The sequence below is a fragment of the Bradyrhizobium sp. ORS 285 genome (genome assembly GCF_900176205.1).
Taxonomy (GTDB): domain Bacteria; phylum Pseudomonadota; class Alphaproteobacteria; order Rhizobiales; family Xanthobacteraceae; genus Bradyrhizobium.
In genome coordinates this window covers 2,928,771-2,945,963 of record NZ_LT859959.1, presented here as the reverse complement: position 1 = coordinate 2,945,963, position 17,193 = coordinate 2,928,771, and the positions used below count along the sequence as shown (strand labels likewise).

Annotated in this window: 2 protein-coding genes; both read right to left on the bottom strand. The window is 66.4% G+C overall.

The annotated features are described in order from the left end of the window. Nucleotides 1-6: 6 nt before the first annotated feature. On the bottom strand, nt 7-10,635 hold the full coding sequence (locus BRAD285_RS13220; RefSeq protein WP_006614275.1) for a non-ribosomal peptide synthetase: 10,629 nt from the start codon (nt 10,633-10,635) through the stop codon (nt 7-9). Next, nucleotides 10,632-17,150 carry a non-ribosomal peptide synthetase gene (locus tag BRAD285_RS13215; protein ID WP_006614276.1) on the bottom strand — a complete coding sequence of 2,173 codons (6,519 nt, stop codon included), beginning with the start codon at nt 17,148-17,150 and terminating at the stop codon, nt 10,632-10,634. The genes BRAD285_RS13220 and BRAD285_RS13215 overlap by 4 nt, the downstream gene beginning before the upstream one ends. Nucleotides 17,151-17,193 lie beyond the last annotated feature (43 nt).

The following is a 17,193-nucleotide window of genomic DNA, read 5'->3' as shown; positions in this document are numbered from 1 at the left end:
GATGACCTAGACCGGCTCGGCGGCCAGTCTCTCGGAGACCGGCTGAGCCCCCTCGAGCTCGGCCCGCAAGCGCGCCGCGATGTGGTCCGAGGCCGGATGCTGGATCATGGAGCCGTGGTTGCCCGGGACGTAATTCACGTCAAAGCCGTTCAGCGACTTGGATTGCCAGAATTTCGCAGCTCTGACGAAGTGATCCGGCGCCCTGACCGGATCTCCGTCCGGCTGGAACAGCAACAGCTTGCCGCCATAGGGCGACACCACGTGCTGCTGGAGAGCATGCAGGTTGGCCTGGAACACGGAGACGACGTGGGCGAACTCTGCGTCCGTCATTCCGCTCGAGAGCGACTTGTGGCGCTTGGCCAGACGCAGCACATAGTCGGCCTTGGCCGCGTCGGAGAGTCGCCAGAACGAATGCCATCGCGACGTCAGCCCGCGTTGCGGCGGAATGTCCAACACGCCCATGAATGTGAGCCACTCGGTGCGCTCGACCTGGCGCCTGTTGTGCCGCCACTCTCCGGTCGAGCTCGGCGGAACGGTATCGATCAGCGCCAGCACCCCGACCTGATGCCCGAGCTCGTTCAGCTTCTTGGCAATGGCAAAGGCGATCAGCCCGCCGGCGGACCAGCCGACGAGATTGAATGGGCCCGTTGGCTGGATCTCGAGCATGCGGGCGACATGGTGATCCGCCATCTGATCGATCGAGACCAGCGGATCCTGCTCGCCATGGAGACCCAGCGCCTTGATGCCGTAGACGGAATAGCCGGGCCCGAGCGACTTCGCGAGGTCGCGATAGCACAGGATGCCGCCCCCGATGGGATGAACACAGATGATCGGCGTCCCCTGCTCGCTCAGATGGATCGGGATGATGCAGGAGTAGTCGCGCCTGCCCGATCCGTGCATCTCGAACCCCTGTTTCGCCGCGCGTGCGACGGCGATGTGGGCGGCCATCACCGCAATCGTCGGCTTCTCCTCGAACAGGAGGCGCACCGGCAGATCGACGCCGAGCGCATGCCGCACCTGGGCGATCAGGCGCATCGCCAGCAGCGAATGGCCGCCGAGCTCGAAGAAATCGTCATGCACGCCGACAGACTGCAGTCCGAGCAGGTCCGACCACAGCTTCGCGAGAATGTCCTCGGCGGCCGTGCGTGGAGCAGCTTCACCGCCGCTGTGCCGCCGTTGCGGCTGCGGCAGCGCGCTGCGGTCGAGCTTGCCGTTCGGCGAGAGCGGAAGCTGATCCAGAACGACGAATGCCGACGCCGCAGGCACCATGTAGTCGGGAAGCCGCCGCTTGAGATGCGCGCTCAACGCCACCGGATCGATGGTGTTCTCGTCACCGACGACATAGGCTACGAGCCGCCTGTCACCTCTTCCGTCCTCCGGCGCTACCACCACGGCCTGCGACACACCGACATGCTCGGCGAGCGCCGCCTCGATCTCGCCGAGTTCGATCCGAAAGCCGCGGATCTTCACCTGATGATCCAGGCGCCCGAGATATTCCAGCTCGCCATCCGTGCGCCACCGGACCAGATCGCCCGTCCGGTACAACCGCTCGCCGTCTCCGAACGGGCTCGGCACGAAGCGCTCCGCCGTCAGATCGGCACGGCCGAAATAGCCGCGCGCAAGTCCCACGCCGCCGATGTACAACTCGCCGGCGACGCCGACGGGCACGAGCGCGCCGTGATCATCCAGAACATGGAGCTGCATGTTCGAGATCGGACGGCCGATCGGCACGCTGACCGCATCCGCCTCCAGGCGGCACGCGAACGCGCTCACATCGACCGCAGCCTCGGTCGGTCCGTAGAGATTGTGCAGCTCGCTCCGCGAGCTCCGCAGGAAGCGCGTCTTCAGCTCTCCTCCGAGCGCCTCGCCGCTGCACATCACGGCGCGCAGGCTGGCGCAGCGGGAGACATCCTCCGTCTCCAGGAACACCTGCAGCATCGACGGGACGAAATGCGCGATCGTCACCGCCTCGCGCTGGATCAGCGCGGCGAGATAGGACGGATCCTGGTGGCCCTCGGGCCGGGCCACGACGAGCGGCACGCCCTCGATCAGCGGCCAGAAGAACTCCCACACCGACACGTCGAACGAAAACGGCGTCTTCTGCAGAACGCGGTCGCCGGGGCCGAGCCGATAGGCCGCCTGCATCCACACCAGCCGGTTGACGATGCCGCCATGCGTGCTGGCGACTCCCTTGGGCCGTCCGGTCGATCCCGAGGTGTAGATGACATAAGCGAGATTGGCAGGACGGCTACAGTTGACAGGCGCCTGCTGCGGCTCGGCCGCAATGGCGGACCAGGCCGCGTCGATCTCCACCACCCGGGTGGCATGCGCGGGAAGCAACGCGGCCAAGCGCGGCTGTGTCACGATGACGGGCGCGCCCGCGTTCTGCATCATGTAGCTCAGCCGTTCCGCCGGATAGCCCGGGTCGAGCGGCAGATACGCCCCACCCGCCTTCAGGATTCCGAGCAAAGCCACCACCATCTCCAGGCTGCGCTCCACGCACAGCCCCACTACGACCTCGGGCCCCACGCCAAGCCGGCGCAAATGGTGCGCGAGCTGGTTGGAGCGGATGTCCAACTCCTGGTAGCTCAGCTGCGCGCCCTCGAACACCACGGCGAGGCCGTCGGGGGTTCGTGCGGCCTGCGCGGCAAACAGCTCGTGCAGGCACTTATCCGCCGGATAGTCGGCGTCCGTCGCGTTCCAGTCGACGATCAGCTGATGACGCTCGGCTTCGGTCAGCAGCGCAAGCTCCGACAAGCGGGCTTCCGGGGCCGACACGATGCCTCCCAGCAGGATGCCGAAGTGTTCCGAAAGCCGCGCGATCGTCGCACGGTCGAACAGATCCGAGGCATATTCAAACGTCCCGACCAGGCCGTCCGCGGTCTCGCGCATGAACAGCGCCAGATCGAACAGCGACGTGCGGTGCTCGCTGCCGAGGAGCCGAAGCGTCAGCGCGCGCAGCTCGATCGCGTCCTGCGGCGTATTCTGCAGGCTGAAGCTGACCTGGAACACCGGCTGACGGCTCAGGTCGCGGACCGGCTGCAGCTCCTCCACCAGTCTCTCGAACGGAAGATCCTGGTGCGCATAGGCCCCGAGCGCCACTTCCTTCACCCGCCCGAGCAGCTCGATGAAGCTCGGATTCCCGGACAGATCGGTACGCATCGCGAGCGTGTTGACGAAGAACCCGATCAGTCCCTCCAGCTGGCGGTCGACGCGCCCGGCGATCGGCGAGCCCACGACGATGTCGGTCTGGCCGCTGTAGCGCGACAACAGCACCTGATACGCGGCCAGCAGCACCATGTAGAGCGTCGCGCCCGAACGACGCGACAGCGCCTTGAGCCCGTCCGACAGCGTGCGGGACAGCGTGAACGGCACCATTCCGCCAGCGAAGCTCGCGACCGCGGGACGCGCCCGGTTGGTCGGCAGCTCCAGCGCTGCCGGCGCGCCCTTCAGCCGCATCGTCCAATAGGCAAGCTGGCGCTCCAGCGCCTCGCCCTGCAGCCAGGCCCGCTGCCACAGCGCATAATCAGCATATTGCACCTCGGGATCAGCCAGGGGCGGCGCCGCGTTGGTGCGATAGGCCTCGTACAGCGCGGCGATTTCTCGGACCAGCACGCCGATCGACCAGCCGTCCGACACGATGTGATGCATCGTCACCAGCACCACATGGTCCTGCGGACCCAGCCGGATTAACCGTGCCCGGAACAACGGTCCCCGCGACAGATCGAACGGCTGCACGGCCGTCTCGCGCAGCAGACGATCGATCCTGAGCCGGCGCACCTCGTCGTCCTCGAGCTCCGATAGATCGTCTCGGCCGAGCTTGAACACCGAGGGGGCCTCGATGATCTGCACCGCCTGCCCTTGCTCCGTCTCGAAGTGCGTCCGCAACGCCTCGTGACGCCGGACCACTTCGACAAAGCTCCGCTCCAGCGCGATCGTGTCCAGCGCCCCTTCGAGCCGCACGGCAAACGGCAGATTGTAGGCCGCTCCCACCAGCCCGAGCTGATCCAGGAACCACAATCGCTCCTGCGCAAAGGACAGCACCAGCCGCTGCGGGCGCGGCTGAACCTGCAGCGGCGGCAGTGCCACTCCGGCGCCACTGCGCAACGCGCTCTCGATCCGTCCCGCCAGATCGCTCAGTCGCGGCGCATCGAACATGGCCCGCAGCGGCAGATCGATCACGAACTCGTCGCGCAGCCGGGACAGCGCCCGCATCGCCAGCAGCGAGTGACCACCTGATGCAAAGAAGTCGTCATGCCGGCCCATGCGGTCTAGCTTCAGCAGCTCGCACCAGATCTGCGCCAGCCGCTCCTCGACCTCACCGAGCGGCGCAATGAAGGCACGATGCCCAAACGCTGCCGATCCCGGCGCAGGCAGCGCCTTGCGATCGAGCTTGCCGTTCGGCGTCTGCGGCAGAGCTGCGAGCTGCACATAGGCCGACGGGACCATGTAGTCGGGAAGACGCCGCGACAGCTGCGTCCGCAGATCGTCTGCGCGCAGCGCTGCGTCGCCCACCACATAGGCCACGAGCCGCGTGCCGCCGCTGCCGTCCTCCTGGGCCGTCACCACCGCCTGCGCCACGCCGGCATGGGCAAGGAGCGCCGCTTCGATCTCGCCGAGCTCGATCCGGAAGCCGCGGATCTTCACCTGGTGATCCAGCCGCCCGAGATAGTCCAGCTCGCCATCCGCGCCCCAGCGGACGAGATCTCCCGTCCGGTACAGCCGCTCGCCGTCGCCGAACGGACTCGGCACGAACCGCTCCGCTGTCAGGTCGGCGCGGCCGAGATAGCCCCGCGCCAGTCCGGCACCGCCGATATACAGCTCACCCGCGACACCGACGGGCACCAGCTCGCCATCACCATCCAGGACATGAAGCTGCGTGTTCGCGATCGCATGCCCGATGCTGATCCGGCGCTCGGTCGAGATCCGGCTCAAGCTCGACCAGACCGTGGTCTCGGTCGGACCGTAGAGATTCCAGCTCGCGGATGATCCATCCGCGAGTCGCGACGCCAGGTCGGGTGGCAATGCCTCGCCGCCACAAAGCACCTTCAGCGAGGCGGATGGTCGCCAGCCGGCGTCCGTCAGCAGGCGCCATGTCGCGGGCGTCGCCTGCACCGTCGTCACGCCGATTACGGCAAGCCGCTCGCGCAGGCGTTCCCCGTCGACGCTGAGCTCTCGGGGCAGCACCACCACGCGGGCGCCGGCGAGCAGCGGCAGGTAGATCTCCAGTCCGGCGATGTCGAACGAGATCGGCGTCACCGCCGCCACGACGTCCGAGGCATCGATGCCGGGACGCTCGGCCATGTCCGTCAGGAAATTGATCAGCCCCGCATGCGCCACCATCACGCCCTTGGGCCGTCCGGTCGAGCCCGAGGTGTAGATGACATAAGCGAGGTTGGCCGGCCGGCTGGTGTTCACTGGGGCCTGCCGCGGCCAGGCCGCGATGTCAGCCGCTTCCGTATCGAACTCCACCACCCGCCCGGCATGAGCGGGCAGCGCACCGGTCAGGTGCCGCTGCGTGACGATGACCGGCGCGCCTGCGTCGTGCAGCATGTAGCTCAGCCGGTCCGCTGGGTAGCCCGGGTCGAGCGGCAGATAGGCGCCGCCGGCCTTCAGGATTCCCAGCAACGCCACCACCAGCTCGAGGCCGCGCTCGACGCAAAGTCCGACCACGACCTCAGGACCTACGCCGAGCCCGCGCAGATGATGCGCCAGCTGGTTCGCGCGTGCGTCCAGCTCGCGGTAGCTCAGCTGCTCGTCCTCGAACGCCACCGCCACGGAGTCCGGCGTCCGCGCAGCCTGCGCCGCGAACAGCTCGTGCAGACAGCGCTCGGGATCGGCCTTAGCCTTGCCCGCCCAATCCTCCAGCAGAACGCGACGATCCGCGGCGCTCAGCACCCCGAGCCGTCGCATCGGTCTTTCCGGATGCTGTGCCAGCGCATCCACAAGCTCGGTCAGCGCCGTCTCCATCATCCTGCAGAGCGGGGCCGCTCCTATCGACCTCGTCGTCTGCGCCGTCAGGCCGAAGCTGTCTCCGGCGTCATCGACCGACAGCATCACGGGATAGTTCGTGCGTTCCTCTCCCCACAGCAGCTCGATTCCGTCCCACGCCGGGCCTTCGGCGACACCGCCGCTGTAGCGGTAGTTCAGCAGCGACGTGAACAGCGGGCCGGCACCTTCGATACCGCTGCAACGCTGCGCGAGTGCGAGCGAAGCATGCTCGTGACGGAGGAGCTGCCCCAACAGCGCATGGACATCGCGAACGCTCGCGGCTGCGCTGGTCTCGCCGATCGCAATCCGCACCGGCAGCGTGTTGATGAACATCCCCGCCGTCCGATCCGCTCCGGACATCCCGTGCAGACGTCCGAACAACACCGTCCCAAACACCGCATCACGTCCTCCCGACGTCCGCGACACCACAAGCCCCCACGCCAGGTGAAACAGACTTGCAGCGCTCACCCCGAGCTCACGCGCGTGGGCGCGCAGCCGTGCCGACAGGGCCGCAGGAAGCACATGACGCGCGTCCTCGATGTCCGTACCGTCGCCCTGCACATTGACGAGCCCGAACGGCGCCGATGGCTCGGTCACGTCCGCCAACAGCTCGCGGAAGAACGTCTCGTGCTCCGCCGTGCTGACGCCGTGCAGCGTCTGCCCGATGAAATTACGGAACGGCACCGGCGCAGGCAGCTCCGCCTGCCGGCCGATCAGATGGGCATGGACCTCATGCGTGAGCACCTCCAGGGTCGTATGATCCATCACCAGATGATGATAGGTCAGCAGCAGCAGCCAGCGTCCATGCTGCGCGTCATGGGCGACACAGCCCCGCAACAGCGGCGCATGCCGCACATCGAGCCGTCGGCTGCGTCCAAAACTTGACCGCAGCTGCACAACCGCATCGCCGCCCGGCTCATCGAGGACCACGTCCTCGACCGCAAGCCGCACGCGCCGCCACACCACCTGCACCGGCTGCGGCAATTGCTCCCACATCACCGCCGTTCGCAGAATGTCGTGCCGGCCGATCACGGCGTCCAATGCCGCGACGAAGCCGTCGAGCCGCGACCGCGTGTCGAATGCCAGCACGCTCGACAGCAGATACGCATCATGGCCCGCATCCATCATGTGATGGAAGAGGACGCCTTCCTGCAGCGGCGCGAGAGGATAGATGTCCTGAATGTTGGCCATGCCGCCTTCGACGGACGCGGCAATCAGGTCGATCTCACTTTGGCTCAGCTCGACCAGCGGCAGCATCGCCGGCGTGATCGCCGTGCAGCCCTCGGGGATGAGATTGGCGGGCACATCGACAGATGGCACCTCGCTGCCGGCTGCGGCCGCAAGCCCGGCGAGATCCGACGCACTGAACACGGCCCGGATATCCGCAACGAGGCCCGCTCGACGCATCTGCTCGATCAGCGTGATCGCCAGCAGCGAGTGGCCCCCGAGTGCGAAGAAGTCATCGTGACGGCCGACACGCGCGACCTTCAGCAGCTCGCACCAGATCTGCGCCAGCCGCTCCTCCGTCTCGCCCTGCGGAGCTTCGTAGCCGTCATTCGGAAATGCGGCCGCTTCCGGTGCGGGCAGCGCCTCGCGATCCAGCTTGCCGTTGGCCGTCAACGGCAGAGTCGCCAGCTGCATAAAGGCCGACGGCATCATGTAGTCGGGAAGACGATGCGCAAGATGGGCTCGCAGATCTTCGGCGCCAAGCTCCGCATCTCCCACGACATAGGCCACCAGCCGCTTGCCGCCGCGGCCATCCTCCTGCACCGCCACCACCGCCTGCGATACATCGGCGTGCTCGGCCAGCGCCGCCTCGATCTCGCCAGGCTCGATCCGGAAGCCGCGGATCTTCACCTGCTGGTCGCGTCGCCCGAGATATTCGAGCACGCCATCCGCCAGCCATCGCGCCAGGTCGCCCGTGCGGTACAGCCGCTCGCCACGGCCGAACGGGCTCGGCACGAACCGCTCCGCCGTCAAATCGGCGCGGCCGAAATAGCCGCGCGCGAGCCCTGCCCCGCCAATGTACAGCTCACCGGCGACTCCTACGGGCACGAGCTCACCCTGCTCATCCAGAACGTACAGCTGGGTATTCGAGATCGGCCGGCCGATGGGCACGTTGACGGCCAGCCCAGGCCGCGGCGCGACTGCAAAACAGGCGCTGAAGGTGGTGCCTTCCGTCGGCCCGTAGCCATTGACGAGCTGGCAATCGGGCATCTCGTCGAGGACGCGTTGGACATGCGACGGCGAGAGCACGTCTCCGCCCGCCAGCAGATAGCGCAACGGTCTGACAAGCTCGATGTCGTGCTCGATGACGGTATGGAACAGTCCCGCCGTCAGCCAGAGCACCGTGACATGGGATTCCGCGATCACCCGCTTCAGCGTCGCGACCTCGACAAATCCCCGGGGGTAGACGACGAGCCTCGCGCCGTTCAACAACGGCATCCAGATTTCGAATGTCGAGGCATCGAAGGCGAGCGGCGCCAGATGCAGGAATGCGTCGTCAGCCCCGACGCTGACATAGTTCGTGTTCTTGACCAGTCGGACGATATTGGAATGGGTGACGGCGACTCCCTTCGGCCGACCGGTCGAGCCCGAGGTGTAGATGACATAAGCGAGGTTGGCCGGCCGGCCGGTATCGACCGGCGCCTGCCGCGGCCAGGCCGCGATAGCAGCCGCATCCGCATCGAGCTCCACCACCCGCGCTGCATGAGCAGGCAGCACGCCGGCCAGATGCCGCTGGGTCACGATGACCGGCGCGCCCGCATCGTCCAGCATGTAGCTCAGCCGATCGGCAGGGTAGCCCGGGTCGAGCGGCAGATAGGCGCCGCCGGCCTTCAGGATTCCCAGCAGCGCCACCACCAGCTCCAGGCTGCGTTCGACGCAAAGCCCCACTACGACCTCCGGCCCCACGCCGAGGCCGCGCAGATGATGCGCCAGCTGGTTCGAACGTGCGTCCAGCTCGCGGTAGCTCAGCTGCTCGCCCTCGAACACCACCGCCACGGCGTCGGGCGTACGCGCAGCCTGCGCCCCGAACAGCGCGTGCAGGCAGCCCCCGGGATAGGCCGTCGTCTGGCCGGCCCAATCCTCCAGCAGAACGCGCCGATCCGCGGCGCTCAGCACCGGCATTGATGACAGCCGACGCTCCGGCGCCGCGACGATCCCTTCCAGCAGCACCTCGAGATGGTGCGCAAACCGCTCGATCGTCCCGCGATCGAACAGATCGAGCGCATATTCCAAACGGCCCTGCAAGCGGTCGTCGATCTCCCAGGCGAACAAGGACAGATCGAACACCGAGGTCCGCTGCTCGCCTGCGAGCGGGCGAAGCGTCAGAGCCGAGAGCTCGATCGCTTCCTGTGGTACGTTCTGCAGGCTGAAGCTCACCTGGAACACCGGCTGCCGGCTCAGGTCGCGGACCGGTTGCAGCTGCTCCACCAGTCTCTCGAACGGGAGATCCTGATGCGCAAAGGCGCCGAGCGCCATCTCCTTCACCCGCGCCAGCAGCTCCATGAAGCTCGGATCACCCGACAGGTCCGTGCGCATCGCGAGCGTGTTGACGAAGAACCCGATCAGCCCCTCCAGCTGGCGGTCGACGCGTCCGGCGATCGGCGAGCCCACGACGATGTCGGCCTGGCCACTGTAGCGCGACAACAGAACCTGATACGAGGCCAACAGCACCATGTAGAGCGTCGCGCCCGAACGACGCGACAGCGCCGTCAGCCCATCCGACAGCTCGCGAGACAGCGTGAACGGCACCATGCCGCCTGCAAAGCTCGCCACCGACGGACGCGGCCGGTCTGTCGGTAGCTCGAGCGCCGCCGGCGCTCCCTTCAGCCGTTCCTTCCAATAAGCAAGCTGACGCTCCAGCGCCTCGCCCTGCAGCCAGGCCCGCTGCCAGAGCGCATAGTCGGCATACTGGACCGTGAGCTCCGGCAGCGGGGATGGCCTGCCCTGGCTGAACGCCTCATAAAGCGCCGCCACCTCGCGCGTGAGAACGCCGATCGACCAGCCATCCGAGACGATGTGATGCATCGTCGCCAGCACCACGTGATCCCGGGCACTGGCCCGGATCAGCGTTGCCCTGAACAGCGGGCCGCGCGTCAGCTCGAAGCGGTACGAGGCCTCCTCCTTGGCCAGACGTCGAATCTCAGCTTCCTGAGCATCGACACCAAGGTGCGACAGATCCAGCAGCTCAAGACGGAACGAGGCGGCCGCATCGATCACCTGCACGCCCTGCCCGTCCACCAACTCGATATGCGTCCGCAAGGCCTCGTGCCGTCGCACAACCTCCGCCAGGCTCTGCTCCAGCGCAGCCGCGTCAAGCCCGCCATCCAGCCGGAGCGCGAACGGCATGTTGTAGGCCGATCCCACCAGCCCGAGCTGATCCAGGAACCACAAGCGTTCCTGCGCATACGACATCGTCACACGATCCGACGGCGCTCTCGCGGCCAGCCTTGGCCGGCCGGCCGCAGCGCGATGCGCTGATGTCAGGAAGCCGATCACACCTTCCTTGTTCGCGCGGAGCTCTGCCAGCTCGGCCTGTGACAGGCCGGCCGGCGCCCGGTATTTGAGCTGACCGTTGTCGAGCCAGATGCTCACGCCATTCTTGCGCAGGGACGTCAGGAGAGCCTGGACCGTGCTCATACGATCCCCACCTCTTCGTCACGATTCTCCGAGCGGTCTGCGATATCGGTCGCTCCCGGCTGGGCCGCCCAACGCACCGTATCGATCCAGTCGGCCAGCCGAGCCAAGGTCGGCGCTTCGAACAGCGCGCGGAGCGGCACATCGATCGCGAGCGCTTCGCGCAGCCGCGCCATCATCCGCATCGCCAGCAGCGAATGCCCGCCAAGCTCGAAGAAGTTGTCGTCGATCCCGATCCGATCCAGCTTCAGGACGTCGCACCAGATCGCTGCGAGCGTCTGCTCCACCGGCGTACGGGGCGGAACATAGGGGCGTGACGAGGCTCGCGGCCCCGGGGCCGGCAAGGCATGGCGGTCGAGCTTGCCGGTCGGCGTCAACGGGAAGGTCTCCATCGCCATGAAGGACGAAGGCACCATGTAATCGGGGAGGCTCCGCTTCAGATGATTGCGAAGCTTGTCGGCATCGAGCGGCCCGCCATTCTCCACTCCGACCACATAGGCGACGAGGCGCTTATCGCCCTCCTCCTCGTGCGCGACCACCGCAGCCTGCTCGACGGCTTCATCAGCGAGCAGCGCCGCCTCGACCTCGCCGAGCTCGATCCGGAAGCCGCGGATCTTGACCTGATGGTCCGACCGGCCCAGGAATTCCAGATTGCCATCGGCGCACCACCGCACGCGATCGCCGGTCCGGTACAATCGCTCGCCGTCGCCGAACGGATTCGGCACGAACCGCTCCGCCGTGAGATCGGGGCGGCCAAGATAGCCGCGCGCAAGACCGACGCCGCCGACATATAATTCCCCCGCAACCCCAATGGGGACGGGGCGAAGATCGGGATCGAGGACAAAGAGCTTCATGTTCGCGATCGGCCGGCCGATGGGAATGGCCGCAGGGATTGGCGCTCCGACGACATAAGAGGACGCGTCGGCAGAGACTTCGGACGAGCCGTAGATGTTGACGAAGCGGCAATGCGGCAACGCCTCCGTCAGACGGACCATCAATTCTCTGCTCAGGGCCTCGCCGCTCAGCGTACAGCTTCGCAGGCCAGACAGATGCGCTCTCGTCGCCGCATCGGACGCCAGCGCGAACGCCAGGGACGGCACGATGACGACACGCGTTACTCCGCGCTCGGCCATCATCGCGACCAGCTCCGTCGGCTGCCGGCCGACAGCGTCGCGCGCAACGACCAGGCGAAGTCCGCGACAGAGCGGTCCGAGACTTTCGAAGATGGAGTCGACAAAGCCGATCGAGGTCTTCTGGCAGCAGACATCGTCGTCGTCGAACTCGTCGATGCCGTCCTGCGCCACGATCCGGTTCACCATCCCCTGGTGCAGTCCGCACACCCCCTTCGGCCGACCGGTGGAGCCCGAGGTGTAGATGATGTAGGCGAGGTTCGCAGGAAAGGAGATGTTCTCCGGCGGGGTCGCGGGCTGACGCGCGATATCCTCCCAGTCCGCATCGAGCCGCAACATGGAGCCGGCATGAGCGGGCAAGTGCGGCACCAGATGCGCCATGGTGACCACGAGCGGCGCTTTCGCATCGCTCAGCATGTAGGCCAAGCGTTCGGCCGGATAGGACGGATCCAGCGGAAGATAGGCGCCGCCCGCCTTGAGGATGCCGAGCAGCGCGATCATCATCTCGAGGCTGCGCTCGATGCACAGCCCGACCACGACCTCCGGTCCCACCCCGAGATGACGCAGATGGTGCGCCACACGGTTCGCGCGCGCGTCGAGCTCCGCATAGCTCAGCTGCCGATCGTCGTCGACGAGGGCAATCGCATCGGGTGTTCGCATCGCCTGCGCTTCGAACAGCTGATGCAGGCACTTGTCCGAAGGACCATTCGCCGCGGTCGCATTCCACTCCACGATGAGCCGGTGATGCTCCGCTTCGCTCAGTAACGTCAATTCCGACAGGCGTGCGTCGGGCGTTGCCACAATGCCTTCCAGCAGCCGCGCGAAGTGGTCCGCCAGCCGCTCGATCGTGGTGCGGTCGAACAGATCCGATGCATATTCGAACGTCCCGATCAGGCCCGCGTCGGTCTCGCGCATGAATAGCGTCAGGTCGAACAATGACGTCCGGTGCTCGCCGCTGAGCATGCGAAGCGTCAATGCAGGCAGCTCGACGGCCTCACGCGGCGTGTTCTGCAGGCTGAAACAGACCTGGAACACGGGCTGCCGGCTCAGATCCCGGGCCGGCTGCAGCTCCTCGACGAGCTTCTCAAACGGCAGATCCTGATGCGCATAGGCGCCGAGCGCCACATCCCTCACGCGTTTCAACAGCTGCACGAAGGTCGGATCTCCCGACAGGTCCGTCCGCATCGCCAGAGTATTGACGAAGAATCCGATCAGTCCTTCCAGCTCGGGCCGCCGGCGCCCGGCGATCGGCGCGCCGACCACGATGTCATCCTGACCACTGTAGCGGCTCAGCAGCAGCTGATACGCCGCCAGCAAGAGCATATACAGCGTCACGCCTTCGCGACGCGCCAGCGCCGCGAGCTTCCCCGACAGTTCGCCTAGGAGCGCGAAGTTAACCGCGCCACCGGCGAAGCTGGCGACCGCCGCCCGCGGCCGGTCGGCCGGCAGATCCAAGGCGGGCGGCGCTCCCTCCAGTTGGCGCCTCCAGTAGCCGATCTGCTGCTGCAACACCTCTCCCTGCAACCAGCTCCGCTGCCACGACGCATAGTCGGCATACTGGACCGGAAGCTCCGCCAGCGGCGATGGATTGCCGGCGCTGAACGCCTGATACAGCGCGGCCACCTCACGCGTCAGAATGCCGATGGACCAGCCATCCGACACGATGTGATGCATCGTCGTCAGCAGCACGTGGTCTCTCTCGCCCAGTCGGATTAGCATCGCCCGGAACAAAGGCCCGTGCGTCAGCGCGAAGCGATGCGAGACTTCGTCCTGTACCAGGCGGCGAACCTCTGCCTGCTGTGCGTCGACGCCAAGCTCCGACACGTCCCACTTGGCAAGACAAAACGAGCCCGCAGCGTCGATCACCTGCACGCCCTGCCCGTCCAGTGTCTCGAAATGTGTCCGCAACGCCTCGTGCCGCCGCACCAACTCCGACAGGCTCCGCTCCAGCGCGAATACATCGAGCTCACCCTCGAGTCTGAGCGCGAACGGCATGTTGTAGGCCGCTCCCACCAGACCAAGCTGGTCCAGGAACCACAGCCGCTCCTGCGCATAGGACATCGCCGGCCGGTCCGAGCGGTCCGGGAGCCGGAGCAAGGGCGGCAGCACAGCCCCCGCTCCGCCGGGCTGCTCCGCCTCGATCCGGGCTGCGAGATCCCTGATCGTCGGCGCTTCGAACAACGCGCGCAGCGGCAGCTCGACCTGCAGCGCGTCGCGCAGCCGGGCCATCACGCGCGTCGCCAGCAGGGAATGTCCGCCGAGCTCGAAGAAGTTCTCGTCGATGCCGATCCGATCGCGTCTCAACACCTCGCACCAGATCGCCGCCAGCATGTCCTCCGCCGGGTTGCGCGGCGCCGTATAGGTCTCAGTGAGGCGTTGCAGGTCCGGCACCGGCAGAGCGCGGCGGTCGAGCTTGCCGTGTGCGGTTCGCGGCAATTCCTGGAGTTGCACAATGGCCGAGGGCAGCATATGCGGAGGCAGCCGGACGGCGAGATGACCGCGAAGCTCGGCGGCATCCGCGCGGGATCCGTCATGCAAAACCACGTAGCCGAGCAGCGTCTTCTCGTGGCCGATGGCGCGCGCCACGGTGACGGCCTGCCGAACCGCAGGATGCGTCAGCAGCGCGGCGGTGATCTCCTCGGGCTCGATGCGGTGACCTCGGATCTTGACCTGATCGTCACCCCGCCCCAGAAACTCGATGCTGCCGTCTGGGAGAAAACGGGCCCGATCGCCGGTGCGATACAGCCTGCGCCCGACATCCGAAAACGGATCTGGAATGAAGCTGCTCGCCGTGAGGTCCGCGCGACCGAGATAGCCGCGCGCGACCTGCGCCCCACCGATATACAGGTCACCCACCACCCCGATCGGAGCCGGATCGAGATTCCCGTCCAAGATGAAGGTCTGGGTGTTGGCGAGCGGCCGCCCGATCGGAACACACTCGGTGGTGCCGCGCTGGGTGCAGCGATCGACGCTCTGGACGGTGACCCCGACCGTCGTCTCCGTCGGTCCATAGTGATTGAAGATCCGGCAGCCGGGCGCCGCGGCTCTGAGTCTGTCGACCCATTCCCACCGACTGACGTCACCGCCGACGATCAGAACCTTCCTTGGCAGCAACTCGCTGCCGCCAGCGGCATCCAGCAGCGAATGCAGATGCGGCGGAGCGATCTTGAGGCAGTCGATCGGGTTGTCCCTGACGTAGCTCGACAGATATTGCGCGTCCAGGCTCTCCTCATAACCGACCAGATGCAGCGTTCCGCCGCTCAGCAGCGATGGGTACAGCACGCTCACCGAGGAATCGACAGTCAAGGGCTGCAGCATCATATAGCTGGATGTCTCCGCCAGCCCCGCGGCCTCCACGACTGCCGACACGTAGTTCGTGACATGCCGATGCTCGAGGACAACTCCCTTCGGTCGACCGGTCGATCCGGACGTATAGAGCAGGTAGGCCATGTTGCCCGGCAGCACGCCGCTCAACGGAGCGCGATCGAGCAGATCTCCGGCGTCCGCAAGATCGACGTCGACAGCAACCGCGCGACGCCCTGGTCTCGCGAACCGTGCCGCGAATGCAGCGAGTGTGACCACAACTGTCGCGGCCGCATCGTCCAGCATGACGTCCAGCCGGTCATCCGGATAGCTCAGGTCGAGCGGCAGATAGGCGCCGCCCGCCTTGAGAATCCCGAGCAGCGCGACGATCATCTCGAGGCTGCGCTCCAGACCGAGCCCTACCACCAGGTCGGGGCCTATTCCGAGGCGGCGCAGATGGTGTGCAAGCTGGTTAGAACGACGGTCTAGCTCGCGATAGCTCAGCGATGCATCGCCACACACGACCGCGATTGCCTCCGGCGTCCGTCTCGCCTGGATCTGGAACAACTCATGCAGGCACTTGTCGGCCGGATACGCTGATGTCGTCGCGTTCCACTCCACGATCAGGCGATGGCGCTCGGCCTCGCCGAGCAGAGGCAAATCCGACAGACGCGCCTCGGGCCGCGCCACCACGGCCTCGAGCAGGACCTGGAAATGCGCGACCAGCCGCTCGATGGTCGCCGCTTCGAACAGGTCCTTGGCATATTCGACATGGCCCTCGAGCCGGTCCCCGCGCTCGTAGAAATAGACCGCGAGCTCGTGCTTGGCTCTCGGCATGTTGCTGCGAATCCACCGCGCTTTGATGCCGGCGAATGTCAGCAGCCGCTGCGGCAGGTTCTCCAGCGAGAACACCGTCTGAAAGATCGCAGACCGGTTGAGATCGCGGACGGGGTTCAGCTCCTTCACCAGCCGCTCGAACGGCACATCCTGATGCGCATAGGCACCGATCGCCACCTGCTTGACGCGCTTCAGCAGCTCCAGAAAGGACGGATCACCCGACAAATCCGTCCTCAAGACGATCGTATTGACGAAGACACCGATCATCCCCTGGAATTCAGCGCGGGATCGCCCCGCAGTCGGCGATCCGACGACGATGTCGTCCTGCCCGCTATAGCGCTGCAGCAGGACCTGATAGGCGGCGAGAAGCAGCATGTACAGCGTGGCCCCTTCGCGCCGCGCGAGCTCGAACAACTGGCGCGACAGGCCCGCCGACAGCGCGACGTTGATCGTGCCGGCATTGAAGCTCGCCATCTTGGGCCGGACACGGTCGAACGGCAGATCCAGCGCGGCAGGTGCGCCTGCGAGCCTCTCCTTCCAATAGCCGACCTGCTTGTCCAGGACGCGCTCCTGCGCCGCGTCGCGTTGCCAGATCGCGTAGTCGCCGTACTGGATCGGCAGCTCCGCCAGCGGCGAGGCGCCGCCCTGGCTGAAGGCCTCGTAGAGCGCGCTGACCTCATCGATGAGAAGAGCGATTGACCACCCATCACAGACGACATGATGCATGGTCACGAGCACGACATGGTCGGCATCGTCGACACGAACCAGCGTCGCCCGAAACAGCGGTCCGCGCCGGAGATCGAACGGTCGTTCAATCTCCTCGTCGGCAAGACGTATGATTTCCGCCTCCCTGAGCTCTGGCGCAAGGGCGGAGATATCGACGCGTTCGAGCCGGAAGCCGCCGGGGGGATCAACCACCAGAACCGGCCGTTCGTGCTCCACGTCGAGCCGGCTCCGCAGCACCTCGTGACGCCGCACGATCTCCAACAGGCTCCGCTCGAGCACCGCCGTATCCAGCGCGCCTTCCAGCCGAACCTCAAACGGCAGGTTGTAGGCGGCGCCGGCAAATCCGAGTTGGTCCAGGAACCAGAGGGACTCCTGAGCGTAGGACACGGGAGATCCCGCAGCTTCACGCCTGACCGGGATCGGCGCAGGCGCACCTCTCGTTCCCTTGATGCGCTCTTCGAGAAGCATCTGCTGGCGCGCCGACAATCGCTTGCGGCGCGTCGCGGGATCCATCGTCTCCATGACCAGTCTCCAAGAGCAACAGCTCGTCGGTCAAACAGTTCGT

Bases quoted from the DNA above. Each gene is read 5' to 3' on its own strand.
- BRAD285_RS13220 (WP_006614275.1), bottom strand. From the start codon at position 10,635: ATGAGCACGGTCCAGGCTCTCCTGACGTCCCTGCGCAAGAATGGCGTG.
- BRAD285_RS13215 (WP_006614276.1), bottom strand. From the start codon at position 17,150: ATGGAGACGATGGATCCCGCGACGCGCCGCAAGCGATTGTCGGCGCGC.